Source organism: Thermostichus sp. OS-CIW-33, assembly GCF_054059615.1.
Genome location: NZ_JBSSCH010000014.1, coordinates 40,401 through 54,550 on the forward strand (window position 1 = coordinate 40,401; position 14,150 = coordinate 54,550).

General features: G+C 57.7%; 16 protein-coding genes and 1 pseudogene. 8 read left to right on the forward strand and 9 right to left on the reverse strand.

Annotation, left to right across the window (positions count from 1 at the left end; all coding sequences use genetic code 11):
• Window positions 1-304: 304 nt before the first annotated feature.
• Both ACVWZG_RS10535 and ACVWZG_RS10540 read left to right on the forward strand, forming a co-directional pair.
• Window positions 305-748 carry a hypothetical protein gene (locus ACVWZG_RS10535; RefSeq protein ID WP_457406570.1) on the forward strand — a complete coding sequence of 148 codons (444 nt, stop codon included), beginning with the start codon at window positions 305-307 and terminating at the stop codon, window positions 746-748.
• A gap of 30 nt (window positions 749-778) precedes the next feature.
• Entirely contained in the window at window positions 779-1,336 is a 558-nt protein-coding gene (locus ACVWZG_RS10540) for a hypothetical protein (protein ID WP_457406568.1), read from the forward strand.
• 114 nt (window positions 1,337-1,450) lie between these two features.
• Here the strand turns inward: ACVWZG_RS10540 and ACVWZG_RS10545 are convergent, their stop codons facing one another.
• Window positions 1,451-1,690, reverse strand: a complete 240-nt coding sequence (locus ACVWZG_RS10545; RefSeq protein ID WP_414356161.1) for a hypothetical protein — start codon at window positions 1,688-1,690, stop codon at window positions 1,451-1,453.
• 49 nt (window positions 1,691-1,739) lie between these two features.
• Window positions 1,740-2,120: an Npun_F0494 family protein gene (locus ACVWZG_RS10550; protein WP_011433445.1), complete on the reverse strand. Its 381-nt coding sequence runs from the start codon at window positions 2,118-2,120 to the stop codon at window positions 1,740-1,742.
• A gap of 82 nt (window positions 2,121-2,202) precedes the next feature.
• On the opposite strand from ACVWZG_RS10550, the gene ACVWZG_RS10555 reads away from it, so the two are divergent.
• Complete coding sequence (locus ACVWZG_RS10555) at window positions 2,203-2,451, forward strand: hypothetical protein (protein ID WP_011433446.1); 249 nt, start codon at window positions 2,203-2,205, stop codon at window positions 2,449-2,451.
• Between the two features lie 315 nt (window positions 2,452-2,766).
• On the opposite strand, the gene ACVWZG_RS10560 is transcribed toward ACVWZG_RS10555, so the two are convergent.
• Window positions 2,767-3,597, reverse strand: coding sequence for a DUF1350 family protein (locus tag ACVWZG_RS10560; RefSeq protein ID WP_011433447.1), 831 nt, complete (start codon window positions 3,595-3,597; stop codon window positions 2,767-2,769).
• Between the two features lie 311 nt (window positions 3,598-3,908).
• Between ACVWZG_RS10560 and ACVWZG_RS10565 the strand changes: the two genes are divergently transcribed.
• Together ACVWZG_RS10565 and ACVWZG_RS10570 are read left to right on the forward strand one after the other, a co-directional pair.
• Window positions 3,909-4,964: a TauD/TfdA family dioxygenase gene (locus ACVWZG_RS10565; RefSeq protein ID WP_457406565.1), complete on the forward strand. Its 1,056-nt coding sequence runs from the start codon at window positions 3,909-3,911 to the stop codon at window positions 4,962-4,964.
• A gap of 200 nt (window positions 4,965-5,164) precedes the next feature.
• Window positions 5,165-5,347, forward strand: coding sequence for a hypothetical protein (locus ACVWZG_RS10570; protein WP_414342619.1), 183 nt, complete (start codon window positions 5,165-5,167; stop codon window positions 5,345-5,347).
• A gap of 89 nt (window positions 5,348-5,436) precedes the next feature.
• Here the strand turns inward: ACVWZG_RS10570 and ACVWZG_RS10575 are convergent, their stop codons facing one another.
• The 4 genes from ACVWZG_RS10575 to crtE are packed head-to-tail and all read right to left on the reverse strand — an operon-like array spanning window position 5,437 to window position 8,414.
• Complete coding sequence (locus ACVWZG_RS10575; protein ID WP_457406563.1) at window positions 5,437-6,279, reverse strand: SirB1 family protein; 843 nt, start codon at window positions 6,277-6,279, stop codon at window positions 5,437-5,439.
• A 47-nt stretch (window positions 6,280-6,326) separates the two neighbouring features.
• Window positions 6,327-6,974, reverse strand: coding sequence for a hypothetical protein (locus ACVWZG_RS10580; RefSeq protein WP_414373459.1), 648 nt, complete (start codon window positions 6,972-6,974; stop codon window positions 6,327-6,329).
• A 13-nt stretch (window positions 6,975-6,987) separates the two neighbouring features.
• The gene (locus ACVWZG_RS10585; protein WP_414400501.1) at window positions 6,988-7,470 is read right to left on the reverse strand and encodes a divergent PAP2 family protein; all 483 of its coding nucleotides are present in this window, start codon (window positions 7,468-7,470) and stop codon (window positions 6,988-6,990) included.
• A gap of 50 nt (window positions 7,471-7,520) precedes the next feature.
• Window positions 7,521-8,414, reverse strand: a complete 894-nt coding sequence (crtE, locus tag ACVWZG_RS10590) for a geranylgeranyl diphosphate synthase CrtE (RefSeq protein WP_414350897.1) — start codon at window positions 8,412-8,414, stop codon at window positions 7,521-7,523.
• 243 nt (window positions 8,415-8,657) lie between these two features.
• Here crtE and hemE point away from each other — a divergent pair, with 243 nt between their 5' ends.
• Window positions 8,658-9,758, forward strand: coding sequence for a uroporphyrinogen decarboxylase (gene hemE, locus ACVWZG_RS10595; RefSeq protein WP_457406559.1), 1,101 nt, complete (start codon window positions 8,658-8,660; stop codon window positions 9,756-9,758).
• A 77-nt stretch (window positions 9,759-9,835) separates the two neighbouring features.
• Window positions 9,836-10,819, forward strand: a complete 984-nt coding sequence (locus ACVWZG_RS10600; protein WP_011433457.1) for a glycosyltransferase family 2 protein — start codon at window positions 9,836-9,838, stop codon at window positions 10,817-10,819.
• Here ACVWZG_RS10600 and ACVWZG_RS10605 read toward each other — a convergent pair.
• A complete protein-coding gene (locus ACVWZG_RS10605; protein ID WP_011433458.1) occupies window positions 10,774-11,655 on the reverse strand; it encodes an inositol monophosphatase family protein in 882 nt (293 codons plus the stop codon). The genes ACVWZG_RS10600 and ACVWZG_RS10605 overlap by 46 nt on opposite strands.
• A gap of 141 nt (window positions 11,656-11,796) precedes the next feature.
• Between ACVWZG_RS10605 and ACVWZG_RS10610 the strand changes: the two genes are divergently transcribed.
• On the forward strand, window positions 11,797-13,773 hold the full coding sequence (locus tag ACVWZG_RS10610) for a protein kinase domain-containing protein (protein WP_457406557.1): 1,977 nt from the start codon (window positions 11,797-11,799) through the stop codon (window positions 13,771-13,773).
• A gap of 172 nt (window positions 13,774-13,945) precedes the next feature.
• Here ACVWZG_RS10610 and ACVWZG_RS10615 read toward each other — a convergent pair.
• Window positions 13,946-14,150 (reverse strand): annotated as a pseudogene (locus ACVWZG_RS10615) (RNA-guided endonuclease TnpB family protein); the annotation flags it as partial.

Sequence of the window (14,150 nt, forward strand, 5' to 3'; positions counted from 1 at the left end):
TAAATGGATATACTCATCAGAAAAACACGGCATTTCTGCAAAGTGGGGTTCAGAATTGAGCTCAATTGTGCTAGGCTGGTCAATGTTTTGGGGGGGTCAATTGACGTTTTGGTAAGGTCAGCAAAATCAAGCTGTAGGGATCTGCTGTAGGGATCTATCGAGATTTTCCTGAGGTGAGCCTTGCAAACGGCAACGACGAAGACTCTAGCCTCTTTGTCCAGCCCTTCTTTGCTTGCCCGGTGAGCGGCTTGAAAGTCGTCCTATCTCATTTTCAAGTACAAATCCCAGGATAAGGAAGGGCATTGTGTTGAATCTTTTTGCCGGCCTGCTGTTTGCATCCGCTTTCCTCAGCCCATCGGGAAACGTCGTCATCGAGGGGGATCCAGGGGAGTGGGTTTTCGCCGATCATCAAGCTCTGGAAGGGCTTACTCTAACCCTTCTCACACGGCCCGGAGAGAGCTTGGCCTCTTGGAGAGAGATGCTCTCCGTCATGGACGTTCATGTCGAGGGATCGCCGCGCTTTCTTGCCAACCACATGCGGGACAACCTCCTGGCCAACTGTCCCCAAACGACTTGGGAGCTCCATCGGGAGAGCGAAGAAGATGTGCTCTACGAGTTTCGCAGTGCTGGCTGTCGTGGAACGGTGAGTGGAGTTGAGGAACATGAGATTGGCCGGATCACCCGAGGCCCAAGCGGCAGTGTGCGCATTGCCTATGCCGCAAAGCCAGAGATGACGTCCGAAGTGTGAAGCCGCTGGCTGAACTTACTGGGCAGCGAGGTGGGGACAGCTCAGGGTTTTCCCATTCGCAACCTCAGCGGGGCGATTGCACAGCCTTCTTCCCCGGTTTCGGAAGCCCCAACCGCAGAGCGGCAGATCGCCCGGTGGCTGCAGGAAGCAACCGATGCCCTGAAGCAGCAGGAAGATTTGCTGGCCGAGCTGGATCGCCTAGGTCAGGAAGCGCAGGCGGATGCCCGTGCCTACAGCCAAGGAACCCCCAAAGAGGCGGGGCTAAGGACAATCGGCCTGTACCGAGGTCGGGGGGACGGCAGCCCTGGCGAGGCCACAACCGAGTTCAAGACCACCGACACGTTGATCTGGGCCATCTTGCCGGTGGGCAACCTTCCTGTCAACGCCAAGGTGGAGATGCTCTGGTACTACGAGGGCGGAGAAGCTGGGGGCGAGCAACTAATCCGCAAGCTCGATGTTCCCTGGGATCCCTTGGCCGATACCGTGCGAGGCTTTCTGAGCTTCAGCCAACCCTACACCGGGCGCTACCGCGTCGAGATTCATGTCAACGGCGAGAAGGTAGGAATTGGCCGCTTCACAATCCAATAGTCTCCTGCAAGAAGTACCCCTCCTACGGGGTTACACAGGCTTGGGGGTGGACAATCTCCATCACCAACTCCGACGGGGTGAAGACTGTTGTGCTGGGATCGAGAGGAGGGCTTGCTATCCTCGACGAGTTCTGCATATGGGCCTGACTTTGAGGTTGTAGATAAGGCTGGTGCGGTATTGCAACAGCAAATTACGCAGGTAAAGGGGCAAGTTGCGTCGGTAGAGGGAGCGGGTTTTGCGGTAGATAGATTTGCTGCGCCGGTTAATTGCTTGGCTGCGCCGCTGCAAAGAGGTTTGGAGTGGACGTTGGAGTGCCAGGGATCCGGGCACACGCATCAACCTTGGCCGTACCATATCCCCCCTCGAGAGCGGCGTTGAACGTTGGATCCAGTGTAGGGGATCCTCAGGGAAGCAGCCGCCAGCGGGTCAGCCTATTCTGCAGGTGGTCTGCCCAGCTTGCCGAGATCCCGGCAAAAGCTTCATCCCTCTCCAGATCTTGCAGCAACTGCCGACCCAGAGGTGCCAGACGATACCGATCCGTGATCCCCTGCCCATCCACTTCCCGCCGCAACAGCCCTACCTGAATCAGCCACATCAGCTCCTGATCCACCCGCATTTCCGATAACGGGCGTCGGCTGTAGCCCGCTTGAACGCCGGCCCAACCTGCAATCTTCGCTGGTGGGATCCCTTTTGTGCTCATGGCCTGCAGCAAGGGCAACCGAAAAGGGCTGCAAATCCAGGCACGCCAAGCCCTTCTGTACACTGACTCAGAGTCATGGAGCATGAGGGACAAGGGGAGTCCTTATGTTCTTATTCAATTCTGTCAATGGCCGTTGAGCAGCAGGCTTGTTACAATAAATTACGATATGTTGATCATCCTTGCCATTGTTGTCCTCCTGGGATTCTGGGCGCTGCGCTTGATGGAGCAGGCTTTTCAGAGTCAGGAGTTCTCGCGCATGTTGGCAGGGACACTGGTGGCTGTGGCTGCCGGCGGCGTCTTGACCTGTTACTTTCTGATGAGCGATACCCTTCAGATGTTGTTTCATCTGCAAGCGCAGTCCCCCTCTTCCTACTCTCAAGATCTGCTCTCCGATTTGAGCTGGCTTGATCAGTAAATGGGCGGTCATGAGCTACACCAATGCAGTAGCTCCGCTAGCGAGGTTGTGACGCAGCTTTTATAGTCGTTTTAAGCCGGAATGAAACATTTCCATCTAGCTCCCCTCTCTTGCTGGGGGTAGGGCGGCAGCGGAGAACGCTTAGGGAGTGTTTCAATCTAGTTTGAAATGGAAGGCCAAAGTATCTGGGGTTATGGCATCCTCCTGCATCCGCAAGGATGGAGTAGCAAGACCTGCCGCCCGCTTGCCAACAGTGAGCGGGAGAAATCCTGCAAGCTGTGAAAAAATCCGTTGACTTGAGCCGTGGGAAGAATGTCAATGGGCCAATTGGGTTGCCAGCCAGGCTCGGATGCTTCGGATCATTTGGTGGTTGGGGGCCAGTAGGTTCTGGTAGATCAACTGTCCAAAAGCATCGATGGGGCTGAACTCCTCCCCGACTTGGAAAGGATAGCTAAAACCCAGTGGAGTGAGGTGATCCCCCTCGAGATGCTGCCACTCGGTGTGGCCTTGATACTTGCGGCAAAGCTGCTGGTAGAGCAGAGGAATGTCGTCAATATCATCCTGTCGAAATTCCACAAGCAGGTTGTTTCTAACCGGATACTGCTCCTCAATTAAGCGGTTGGTTTCTGTCGGGGAAGGCTCGAACTCCAACCACAGGTTCACAGGCGGCGAGGAGGATCCCATCCACATCCGCCACAGATCGGCGAGCTGTTGTTGAGGCCAAGCTTGGGTCAACAGCCGCAGCAATGGCAAAGCCCGATCCAACCCGGCATTGCTGTAGGCCAGAAAAATATTGCCTCGCCGACGGGATCCCAGAGAAGGAACGGCTAGACAAGAGAGGATCTGCAACTTACAGCCCAGGCTATGACCCAAGCCAAACAGAGGCAACTCCAGCAAACCCTTGCTTTGCAGGCTTCTGTGCAAAGATTGGGCTGCGTTGAGCGCCAGTTGGGCGTGATCGATATCGGTGGTGTAGGGGGTGGCAACAACGGCCATGCCCATACGGGCCAGTTCTTCCAGCAGGCGGCTGTAGAACACTTGCGGGGCAGCTCCCACAAAAGCTCCACCCAGAAAGTGAACGACGGCGCGGGGTTGAGGGGGCAGAAGGAACCAAGTATGCCCATCGGTTTGCCAAGTTGGTGCCATGGTGTTGCAACCTCGCCTGCGATTTTGTTGGAGCTTTTCCCACAACCCGGCAGATCCCACTTGCCCACCTCACGCCGGTTCCCTGCGCTGGCCAGCCCCTGGAACTCATCCTAATGGACATCTTGCCCAGACATGGGGATCCCCAGTTAACTTCTGATGCAGCAGGCAAAACTCTGCCCCGCCTCAGACTGAGGTTCTAGCACCGAAGGGTAGTGCGCTACACTCGCCGAGATTGGGTTTTGAGTGTAGGATCCCTGCCCAAAAGTTGCTGCGGCTGCTATGACTAGGGCAGTGGGTGGTGAGGGATCGTGATGAAGACTTCACAGCTTGAAAAAGGATGCCTGCTGATCGATTGTCAGGGCTTCGATGAAAAGACGATAAACCTATTTTTGGCGCCTGGGCCCGATCCCTACCGGGAAACAGAGGAATTTCTCCTGGACTGCGAGATGCGGGCAGATGAGCTGCCCCGACATTTGCGGCGGGCCTTGCTGGAGTTTCAGTTGTATTCCAATTCGGAAGGGATCCTGCTGCTGCGGGGCTTGCCCGTGGATCCCGGACTAGACCATACCCGCACACCGGCTCTGGCGCAGCGCTCTGAGGAGAAAACCACTTTTGTCAGCGAACGCTGCTTGGCAATGATCGGCAGCCGCTTGGGGCATTTGGTCTCCTACATCCAAGAAAAAAACGGGGATTTGTTTCAAAACTTGGTGCCTACTCCCGACAGCGAAGAAGTGCAATCTTCTGAGGGATCCCGCACCCGGCTGCAGTTTCACCGCGAGACGGTTTTTCATCCCTACTCACCAGAGTTTTTGCTGCTGTTTTGCCTGCGCCCCGACCATGATCGTGTGGCGGAAACCACCTACGCCAGCATCCGTCATGTCCTGCCTCTGCTAGGAGAGCGAGAGCGGGAGCTGCTGTTTGAACCCCTGTATCGCACTGGCATCGACTACTCCTTCGGCAACCGGCAAGCCCTGATCAATGGACCCATTTTGCCGGTGCTGTATGGCCGTCGAGAGGATCCCTTCTGGAACTACGACGAAGACCTGATGGTGGGGCTCACCCCCGAAGCCAGTCTGGCTCTAGAAGCCCTGAGGAAGGGAATCCACGCTGTCTACCGAGGCATCAAGCTGGAAACAGGGGATCTGCTCTGTATTGACAACCGCCGCACCGTCCACGGACGGACTGCCTTCTCTCCCCGCTACGATGGCTTCGACCGCTGGATCCAACGCTCATTTGTGGTGCGGGATCTCGGCCTTTCGGCAGGGGATCGCCATCCCGGTGAGCGCATCATTCGCACCGCCTTCGCAACAGATGATGAGGCCCAAGCTGCCCTCAATGGGGAGCAGGTCTGTCTCAGAAGATCCTGAGAAGTTTGCAGACTTCAGCGCCATCCATAGCTCAAGTCCGTAAAAGTACTATTGGCGATTTCCCCGAAAGGGTTTGGATGAGTCGCCCCAGATTCTGATGTCAAAATACGTGATCCTCACGATGGCTATCGCAGAGCGTTTCCAGCATTCTAGGCTTATGAGCCAAAGCCATCAATTCTTCTCACGATTGCGAGGTTAAGATGAGCATTCGCCAGATCATCGATGAGGTTTTACAATCTTCGGTTTTAACTCTGCAGCAGGAATCCAGCATTAACCAAATCCTCTGGGAAAAAAACTATGATCTATCTGATCTAGAGGCTTTAGATAAGCTGGTGGAAGCCATTTTGCGCCAAGAGGTAAGGGCTGCTTCCGATCCCTGCTAGAAACCTAGCCTTGCTTGCAAACGACGGCAGATCTTGCTCAAAACTTACACACTTACACAACGCACAACTGAGAGCAATTGTGCATGCTCCTAGCATGAGTCGGGATGAGATTCCAATCTCTCGACAATTTCCCGGATTAAATGCTCATCAGAGCGATTGATCTCGGGGTGGAAAGGCGCCTGTTTTAAGTAGCGCTTGAGATCCTGGCAGGCTTGCTGCCAACGGCCCAACTGATAATACAACAGCCCGCGATCCCTTAGGTGGGGCAAGGATTCAGGGATCAACAACAAGATCCGTTCCGCTGCTGCCAAAGCGGGTTCCAGTTCGGCGCGGCTCAGATAAATTTGCTTGAGGTTGTTGAGCAAGCGTACCAAGATCAGGCGGGGAGGGGTGGGGCGTAGGTGGCGTTCTTGGAAAGGGATCCCAGGCCCGTAGATTTGCGACAAAAGCTCTCGACAATCTTCTGGAAATAAAATCTCCCCCTGCTGAAAGGGATCCACAAAAATCTCGGCGCCTGCAAACAGGGGCCGGATTAAAAAGTGGCCGGGCATGCCCACTCCTGCCATGGGAAAATCGATCCGCCGCGCCAGCTCTAGATAGATCAGCGACAGCGTAATCGGGATCCCGGTGCGCCGATCGATCACTTCGTTCAAAAAGCTGTTGCGTGGGTCGTAATAATCTTCGCGATTGCCACGAAAGCCCAGATCCTCAAAGAGATAGTGATTCAAGATCTTGATGACCCGCAGGGGATAACGCTCCGGGGGAAGGCGCTCTTGCACCTCTGCGGCCATCTCATCCAGAGCGGCCACATACTCTTCCACCTCCAGATCGGGATAGGCTTCCTGGGCAATCCAGAGGGCCGCCCGACCCAGATCGATGGGCTCCGATTGGATTTCAAGGGCAAAGCGTTGACGGGCAGCAGGAATGCTCATGAAATGTTAAATATTAAAAATATTGAGGTTCTTTGCAAGGATCTCGGTTAGAACAGCAGCGTGCAAAAGCTGGTCAACAGCAAGGTCACCGCCGTCAGGAGCAGGCTAAAGCTCCAAAGCCGCAAAGCGGCAAGCAGCAGGATCCCGATCACCCAAATCAGCAGAGCATTCCAATAGGGTCGGTTGGGGGCTTTGGACACATTAATTTTCTGGAAGAAGGGCAGCAGGATGAACGATACATCCAACAACAGGCGCGGCAGCCGCAAATCGTCCGGCAGCGGCAGATCTCGCACCGCCAAATAAAGCAGCCCCCAGCTCAACAAAAGCGGGATTAGGAGCAGATAGTTGGATTCGGCCAGCAAGGGTCGATCCACCACCAGCGGAAACAGAGGGCTGATCCCCCAGAGCAGATAGAGATAAAAGTTGAAGTTCAGCAGCGGCTGCAGCAGAGGGGGCACCTTGAAGCGTTGACCTTGGGATCCGATCCCGTTTACCTGAGCTGCGATTTTCTGGCCCAGGGATCCACCTTTTTGAGGGGTTTGCGCTGCCGGAGCCGCCCGCCAACCGCAGTGGTCGCAGTAGGGAGACTTGAACCGGTAGGCTGGGATCGGCTTGCCACAGGAAGGGCAACGTTGGATCGGACGAGGTTGAGAACTGGAAGCCATGACCACCCCGCGGTACTTCTGCCTTAGCATGCCCCAATGGCTCTCAGTTTACTCCCAGGGCAAATGACAGTGTGATACAGGCTGCCCCCAAAGCCGCGCCGGCCATGACCTGAACGGGAGTGTGCCCCAGCAATTCTTTCAGGTAGGGTTCTTGGAAACGGTCGGCGCCCTTTTCTTCAAACCATTCTTCCAGGAGGCGATTCAGCACCCGCGCCTGTTTTCCAGCGGCTTGGCGGATCCCCGCGGCATCGTACATCACCACCAATGCGAAAACCACCGTCGCGGCAAACAGCAGGCTGTCCCAGCCTTCCTGCATCCCCACCCCAATGGACAAAGCCGTCACCAACGCTGCGTGGGAGCTGGGCATTCCCCCGGTTTCCACCAAGACTCGCAGGTTAACCTTGCCTGACCGCACATAGGAAAGGATCAGCTTGATGGCTTGGGCCAACACACTGGCCAGCAAAGCAACCCAGAGGACATGATTGGCCATCAACTGTTGCAGCATACGGCTCTCCAGCACAGACATGCGAGCAGGGTCTCCAGGGATCCCATCTGATCTTGTCCCCTTGTCCTGTCCTAATGCTGACGGCGAGTGATGAAATCTGCCAGGGCCAACAGCGGCTCTGCCCGCGATCCATAGGGGCGCAACGTTTCCTTGGCCGATTGAATCAGCTCCTCGGCTTTTTGCCGGGAGGCCTCTAGGCCCAACAAGCTGGGATAGGTGGCTTTGGCGGCAGCTTGATCCTTTCCTGCCGTTTTGCCCAGTTGCTCGCTGGTGGCGGTGATGTCCAAAATGTCGTCCACAATCTGAAAGGCCAAGCCAATATCGCGGGCGTAGCGGCTCAGGCGGTCCAGCAGCTCCTCATCTCCCCCCGCCAGGATCCCTCCCGAAACCACCGAGACTTCCAATAGAGCGCCGGTCTTGTGGCTGTGAATGTACTCCAGAGTTTCCAGGGAAATGGCTTTGCCCTCCGACTCCAGATCCACCACCTGTCCCCCCACCAAACCGGTTGCCGCCACAGCATGGCCAATGCGGGCGATCACCTGTAACACCAACTGCGGCGGTACCCCCTGAGTTTGGCTAGCAATGTGCTCAAAGGCAAAAGCCAGCAGAGCATCTCCCGCCAAGATGGCAATGTCTTCGCCGAACACCTTGTGGTTGGTGGGTTTGCCGCGGCGAAAGTCGTCATTGTCCATGGCCGGCAGATCGTCATGGATCAGCGACATGGTGTGGATCATTTCCAGGGCACAGGCGGTAGGCAGAGCCTGCTCCACAGTGCCGCCGGCCAACTCGCAAGCAGCCAGACAGAGGATGGGCCTGAGGCGCTTCCCCCCTGCCAATAGGCTGTAGCGCATCGCCTCGTAAATGCGCTCCGGATAGGCGGGAACCAAAGCTGCAGAGAGAGCTTCTTCCACCTGTTGCTGACGCTGGCTCAGGTAGGCTTTCAGGTTAAAGGTTTGGGCAACCAAGCGGGGTTTCCTCTCAACTCGGCAATGGGGGGATCCTTGTCGAGCCGTTCTTCAACAGACTTGTCAGGTGTCATTATCTCATGTCCACTTTAATTGGGGATCCCAGCCCAGAGGCCAAAAGGGTAAGAAGTAACAGCAAGTTGCAGCCGATGAAGAAACTGCAGGGATCCTGAGCCGCCAACTTGCGGTTGCTGTCGCCACAATGTCAGGATTCATAAGGATCTTTAGCCGGATTGCCCTCCTATGTCCCACTCGCCTGTTCAGCTCAGCGCCACCTCCTCCACCGCCAGCGGTGCGGAGCACTTGGGTGACCGTTTGCTGCGGGCGGCCCGAGGGGAAGTGCTGGATCGCCCTCCAGTTTGGATGATGCGCCAGGCGGGTCGCTACATGGCGGCCTACCGCGAGCTGCAAAGCAAGTACACCTTTAAGCAGCGTTGCGAGATCCCGGAGCTGGCCGTCGAGATCTCGTTGCAACCGTTTCGGGCCTTTGCCCCTGATGGGGTGATCCTGTTCAGCGATATCCTCACCCCCCTTGAGGGCATGGGCATCCCCTTTGAGCTGGTGGAGCATCAGGGGCCAATCATCGACCCGCCGATTCGTTCCCAAGCCCAAATTGAACGCATCCGCCTCCTGGAACCGGAAGAAAGTCTGCCCTTTATCAAGACCATTCTCAGCACCCTGCGCCGCGAGGTGGAAGGGAAAGCAACGCTGCTGGGGTTTGTCGGCTCCCCCTGGACTCTGGCCTGCTATGCCGTGGAAGGGCGCAGCTCCAAAGATTACGCCCACATCAAGAGCTTGGCCTTCGCGCAGCCGCCATTGCTGCATCAGTTGCTGAGTAAGCTGGCCGACAGCATTGCCCGCTACGTGATCTACCAGATCGAGTGCGGCGCCCAGGTGGTGCAGTTGTTCGATACTTGGGCCGGCCAGCTCAGCCCAGCCGATTACGAGTGTTGGGCCTTGCCCTACCAAAAGCAAATTGTGGATCAGGTGAAAGCTCGGTATCCGCAGGTGCCGCTGATCCTCTACATCAACGGCAGCGCCGCTTTGCTGGAGCGGGTGGGCAAAGCCGGCATCGACGTGTTCAGCCTCGATTGGATGAGCGACATGGCAGAGGCCAGGGCCCGCCTGGGATCCCTAGCGGTGCAGGGCAATCTGGATCCAATGGTGTTGCTGGGATCCCCGGAGTTCATCCGGCAGCGCACCCTAGAGGTGATTCGAAAAGCCGGATCCCGTGGGCATATCATGAACCTGGGCCATGGCATCCACCCAAGCACTCCAGAGGCCAATGTCCATCACTTTTTCGAGACGGTGCGCCAGTCGGCAGAGCTCCTAAAAGCCCTCTAGCCCAACAGGCAGTGGGAACCCCTCTTCCCTGAGGTGTTTTTGCTCAAGGGCTGTACAGCCATCCCTAGGGATCCCCGGTGTACATCAGCGTCATCATTCCCACCTACAACCGCCGTCCCATTTTGGAGCAGTGTCTGCGGGCCCTGGCGCAGCAGCAGCCCGGCCCCTACGAGGGCTACGAGGTGGTGGTGGTGGACGATGGCTCCACCGATGGCACAGTGGAATGGCTGCAGAACAACCCCGTTGGCTTGCCCCAGTGGAAACTGTTGCAGCAGGAGCACCGCGGCCCCGCCGCTGCCCGCAACCTGGGGTTTCGCCACGCCCAGGGATCCCTCATCGTCTTTATCGACAGCGACCTGGTGGTGGTGGATCACTTCTTGGCCAGCCACGCCCAGATGCTGCGGCGGCACGGCGTTACAGGGGATCCCCGCTCCCCCCACGAGGCCAAGGTCTTCACCTACGGGCGGGTGATCAACACCAGCAATTTTCAGGATCCCCGCTCCGAACCCTTCAAGCCCACCGATTTTTCGGCAGCCTTTTTCGCCACCGGCAACGTGGCCATTGCCCGCCATTGGTTGGAGCTGGCCTGCGAAACCCCCGCCGGCCCCTTTGACGAGCGGTTTCACCTCTACGGCTGGGAAGACCTGGAGCTGGGGGTGCGGCTAAAACGTTTGGGCCTGCGCCTGGTCAAGTGCCCCCAGGCCACCGGCTACCACTGGCATCCGCCCTTTGAGCTGCAGCAGATCCCAGGATTGATTGAGCGGGAACGGCAGCGGGGCCGCATGGGTATTCTCTTTTACCAAAAACACCCCACCTGGGCCGTGCGCCTGATGATCCAACTGACGCCCCTGCACCAATTCCTGTGGGGCCTTTTATCCCTGGGGGGCTGGCTGAACGAGAAGCGGGTGGAACCGCTGCTGCGCTGGTTGATCCGGCATGGCCGCTCGCAGTTGGCCTTGGAGCTGTGCCGGATTTTTTTCCTCAACTGGTACAACGTGCAGGCCGTTTACGAAAGCTACAGAGCGATGAAGGCGCGAAATAAGGGGATCCACTCGGCTTGAGCTGCCACCAGGGCGGGGTAAGTGAGTCGGCCATAATCCTTGCCGGGAATGAGAGGCTGGCCGGGATCCGGATCGGCACAGCTCAGGGGTTCCCAAACGGCGCCGGCCCCCTTGACAATGGCCCACACTGCCGCCACATCCCAGATCTTGGGCGAGCGTTCTACCGCCCCCAAAAGGCTGCCACCGGCCACCGCCAGCAGGTTGTAGGCAGCGCCCCCCAACATCCGCGCTTTGCAAGGGAATTGCGGGCTAATCCAATGGCTGCTGCGGGAACAGAAATTGAACAATTGGTTGGGGCCGGGTGAGGCGGTGCTAGGACGGATTGGCTGGGGACAGGCGGGATCCCGGTCGTGGCGGGTGAGAAAAGCTCCTGCTGCTGCATCCCCAGGAAACCGAGGCCAATAACCGTAAAAAGTCTGGCGGATGGGCGGCAGATGGACACAGCCAAACACCGGCACGCCCCAATGCAGCAAAGCCAAGGAGCTGCCCCAAATGGGGATCCCACGGGCAAAATTGGTGGTGCCATCCAAAGGATCCACTACCCAACACCACTCCTTCTCGGGAAAAATGTGGTTGGATTCCTCGCTCAGATAACCGTGATCGGGGTAGGCAGCGGCAATGGCCCCTTGAAAAGCGCGATCCGCCCACTGGTCAGAAGAGGTTACCAAGCTGCCGTCGGCTTTTAAGGACTCCGTCCCGCTGGCGCGAACCGTAGGGTGGGCCTGGCCAAAGTCTGCCAAGAGCTGGGATCCCACGCTGGCCGTAGCCTGCAAGGCAAACTCGGTAACCTCCAGCCAGAAAGGGGATAGAGCAGCAGTTGCAGAAGGAGCACTCATGCCCCAATCCTAGCGGGATCCCTGGCTTTTGGGGTGGAAAAGGGGTCGCAATGGCAGCGGATCCCTCACAAGCAGGTTCTAGGCCCATAAGCTGAATAGAATCAAATCATAGGTAAACTCCCCAGCTGGCCACCCTCCTCCATGAACCAGCGCCTGATTGGACAACTGATTGGCAACCGCTACCGGCTGACCCGCCACATCAGCGAGGGTGGCTACGGCAATGTGTTCGAGGCGGTGGATACCCAGCTCAATGACGAGCTGGTGGCCGTCAAGTTGTTGCGCCCGCCGCCCCCGGACATGGGCCCAGAGTACTACCAGCAACTGCAGCAACGCTTCATGGATGAGGCCAGGGTCAGCGCTCTGTTGGGCGAGCACCCCAACATCGTGCAGGTGCGCTCTTACGGCCTGTACCAAAACCAGCCCTATCTGGTGATGGAGTACCTGAATGCCAAACCCTACAGCGGCCAGGGGTTGGACTATGTGCTGGCTCGGGAAGGCCCCTTGCACCCAGAGCGAGTGGTGAACTTGGCTCTGCAAATTTGCTCTGCCCTGCACCACGCCCACAACTTTCAGATGGATCTGGGCAAGCACTCCATTCGCGGCGTCATCCACCGCGACATTAAACCCAGCAACATCTTTGTGCAGAAAGGGCCCGATGGGAAAGAGCGGGTCAAGATCCTGGACTTCGGCATTTCCAAGCTCATGGGGGAGACCTCTCGTGGCCTGACGCAGACGGGCTATTTTTTGGGCACGATGGTCTATGCCTCGCCCGAGCAAATGCGCGGAGAAAAGCTGGATGGCCGCTCCGACATCTATTCCCTGGGGGTGGTGCTGTACGAGCTGTTAACTGGTGCGTTGCCCTTCGAGCCGGATACCGACACCTTGCAAGGCTGGTACCACGTCCACAACTTTCAAAAGCCCCGCCCCTTCCAAGACCACAAGCTAGCCCACCCCATCCCTGCTGCTCTGGAGAGGGTCATCCTCCAGTGCCTAGAGAAAGACCCTGCCCTCCGCCCAGCCAACATGGAAGGGCTCAGCCAGCAGCTACAGGCTGTCTATGGAAACAAGGTTGCCCCTCCTGCCCCGTTCGTTCCCTCAAGTTCATCTCCTGCATCTCCAGGTGTTCGCCCCCCGCGGATCCCGACCGGATTTGGCCAGCCGACTTCCCAACAGCCGATGGGTCGAGCCGCCCCAGACGAGGAAGAAAAGCTACAACGGGCGGTAAGGCTGATCGAGGCAGGCGAGTACAAGATGGCCGTCCATCTGCTCAATGAGCTGATCCAGAGCGCCCCCAACGAAGCCCGCTACTATCTCTACCGCGGCCTGGCCCACCAACGGCAGGGACATTGGGGCCTTGCCCAGATGGATTATCAAGGGGTGCTGCGGCTGGAGCCGGGTAACCCTTCAGCGGAACAGGGGCTGCGCGAGGTGGAACAGAAGGTTGGGCAGGAACATGTCAACAGCAAGTCCGGCTCTCATCTGTTGGATGCACCCCTGAATGCACCCCGCCTGGGCAAAGGGTCGGCGTTGAGTTGGCTCTTGGCCAATTTGGGGGCGGCTGGGATCGGCTACCTGGGGCTGGGGGCATCAGCGCCTCTGCTGGCGGCTTTGGGATCGCTACAAGAAGCGGTGGCTGGAGCCGGCCTTGGCTTGCTGATGGGGCTGCTGCAGTGGCTGGTGTTGCGGCGGCAGGTTTCGGTGGGATGGGTGGCTGCAACTTTGCTGGCCACGGCTTTGGGCTGGGCGGCGGCGGATTTCCTCGCTCCCCAGGTGGGGGTAGCAACCTCTGCTTTTAACCCGACGGATCCCTGGCTCCAAAATGTCTTGCAGGCAATGGGAGATGCGCTGCGCGGTTTGCTGGTGGGGGTCGGCGTTGGTGGGCTGCAATGGGCCTTGTGGTCTCAGCGCTGGAAAGGTAGCCGGGCTTGGATCTTGGCGGCAGTTGCCGAAGGGGCAGGATCGGCTCTGTTGATGGGTTGGCTGCTGGACAATACTACCTTGAACAGTTGGCTGCTGCTGATCGTGGGGCTACTGGCCAACACGCGCCCCCTTAGCGCAATGGTGCTTTTGAATTTGCGCCGGATCCCTCCTGTTCAAAGTCAACAACAAGCCCCTTAGCCCACAGGGATCCCATCTGAGTTCTCTCTCTCAAGAAGAGGGAAAGACAGGAATCAAAACCGCTCATTATTTTTCTCACGATTTTTCTCACGGTTACCGGGGAGCGCCGTGAGATCCCCAGCTCAGAGCTACGCGACTGGTTGTAGGGAGTAGGGTCGTTTGAGCTAGTAAACTACCCGACTCCGACCGCTAAAGCGGTACGGAGCGGGCTTTCAGTAGCCCTGAGCCTGCTCTGCTCCACCAGAGAACAAAACAGGCCCGAACCTCTAGGCTGGTTTACGACAGCCCCCAAGAGCGCAATCACCTTCGCACCGTTAAAATCCGCATCCCCTTCCCAACCGCAGTGCCCGCATTTGAACTGCTTACCCTTGCGATAG

What these genes read in the sequence shown, in the direction of transcription:
- ACVWZG_RS10545 (WP_414356161.1), bottom strand. Translation starts at nt 1,690, where the DNA reads ATGGTACGGCCAAGGTTGATGCGTGTGCCCGGATCCCTGGCACTCCAA.
- ACVWZG_RS10610 (WP_457406557.1), top strand. Translation starts at nt 11,797, where the DNA reads ATGAACCAGCGCCTGATTGGACAACTGATTGGCAACCGCTACCGGCTG.
- ACVWZG_RS10570 (WP_414342619.1), top strand. Translation starts at nt 5,165, where the DNA reads ATGAGCATTCGCCAGATCATCGATGAGGTTTTACAATCTTCGGTTTTA.
- ACVWZG_RS10580 (WP_414373459.1), bottom strand. Translation starts at nt 6,974, where the DNA reads ATGCTAAGGCAGAAGTACCGCGGGGTGGTCATGGCTTCCAGTTCTCAA.
- hemE (WP_457406559.1), top strand. Translation starts at nt 8,658, where the DNA reads ATGTCCCACTCGCCTGTTCAGCTCAGCGCCACCTCCTCCACCGCCAGC.
- ACVWZG_RS10605 (WP_011433458.1), bottom strand. Translation starts at nt 11,655, where the DNA reads ATGAGTGCTCCTTCTGCAACTGCTGCTCTATCCCCTTTCTGGCTGGAG.
- ACVWZG_RS10585 (WP_414400501.1), bottom strand. Translation starts at nt 7,470, where the DNA reads ATGTCTGTGCTGGAGAGCCGTATGCTGCAACAGTTGATGGCCAATCAT.
- ACVWZG_RS10575 (WP_457406563.1), bottom strand. Translation starts at nt 6,279, where the DNA reads ATGAGCATTCCTGCTGCCCGTCAACGCTTTGCCCTTGAAATCCAATCG.
- ACVWZG_RS10565 (WP_457406565.1), top strand. Translation starts at nt 3,909, where the DNA reads ATGAAGACTTCACAGCTTGAAAAAGGATGCCTGCTGATCGATTGTCAG.
- ACVWZG_RS10555 (WP_011433446.1), top strand. Translation starts at nt 2,203, where the DNA reads ATGTTGATCATCCTTGCCATTGTTGTCCTCCTGGGATTCTGGGCGCTG.
- ACVWZG_RS10550 (WP_011433445.1), bottom strand. Translation starts at nt 2,120, where the DNA reads ATGCTCCATGACTCTGAGTCAGTGTACAGAAGGGCTTGGCGTGCCTGG.
- ACVWZG_RS10560 (WP_011433447.1), bottom strand. Translation starts at nt 3,597, where the DNA reads ATGGCACCAACTTGGCAAACCGATGGGCATACTTGGTTCCTTCTGCCC.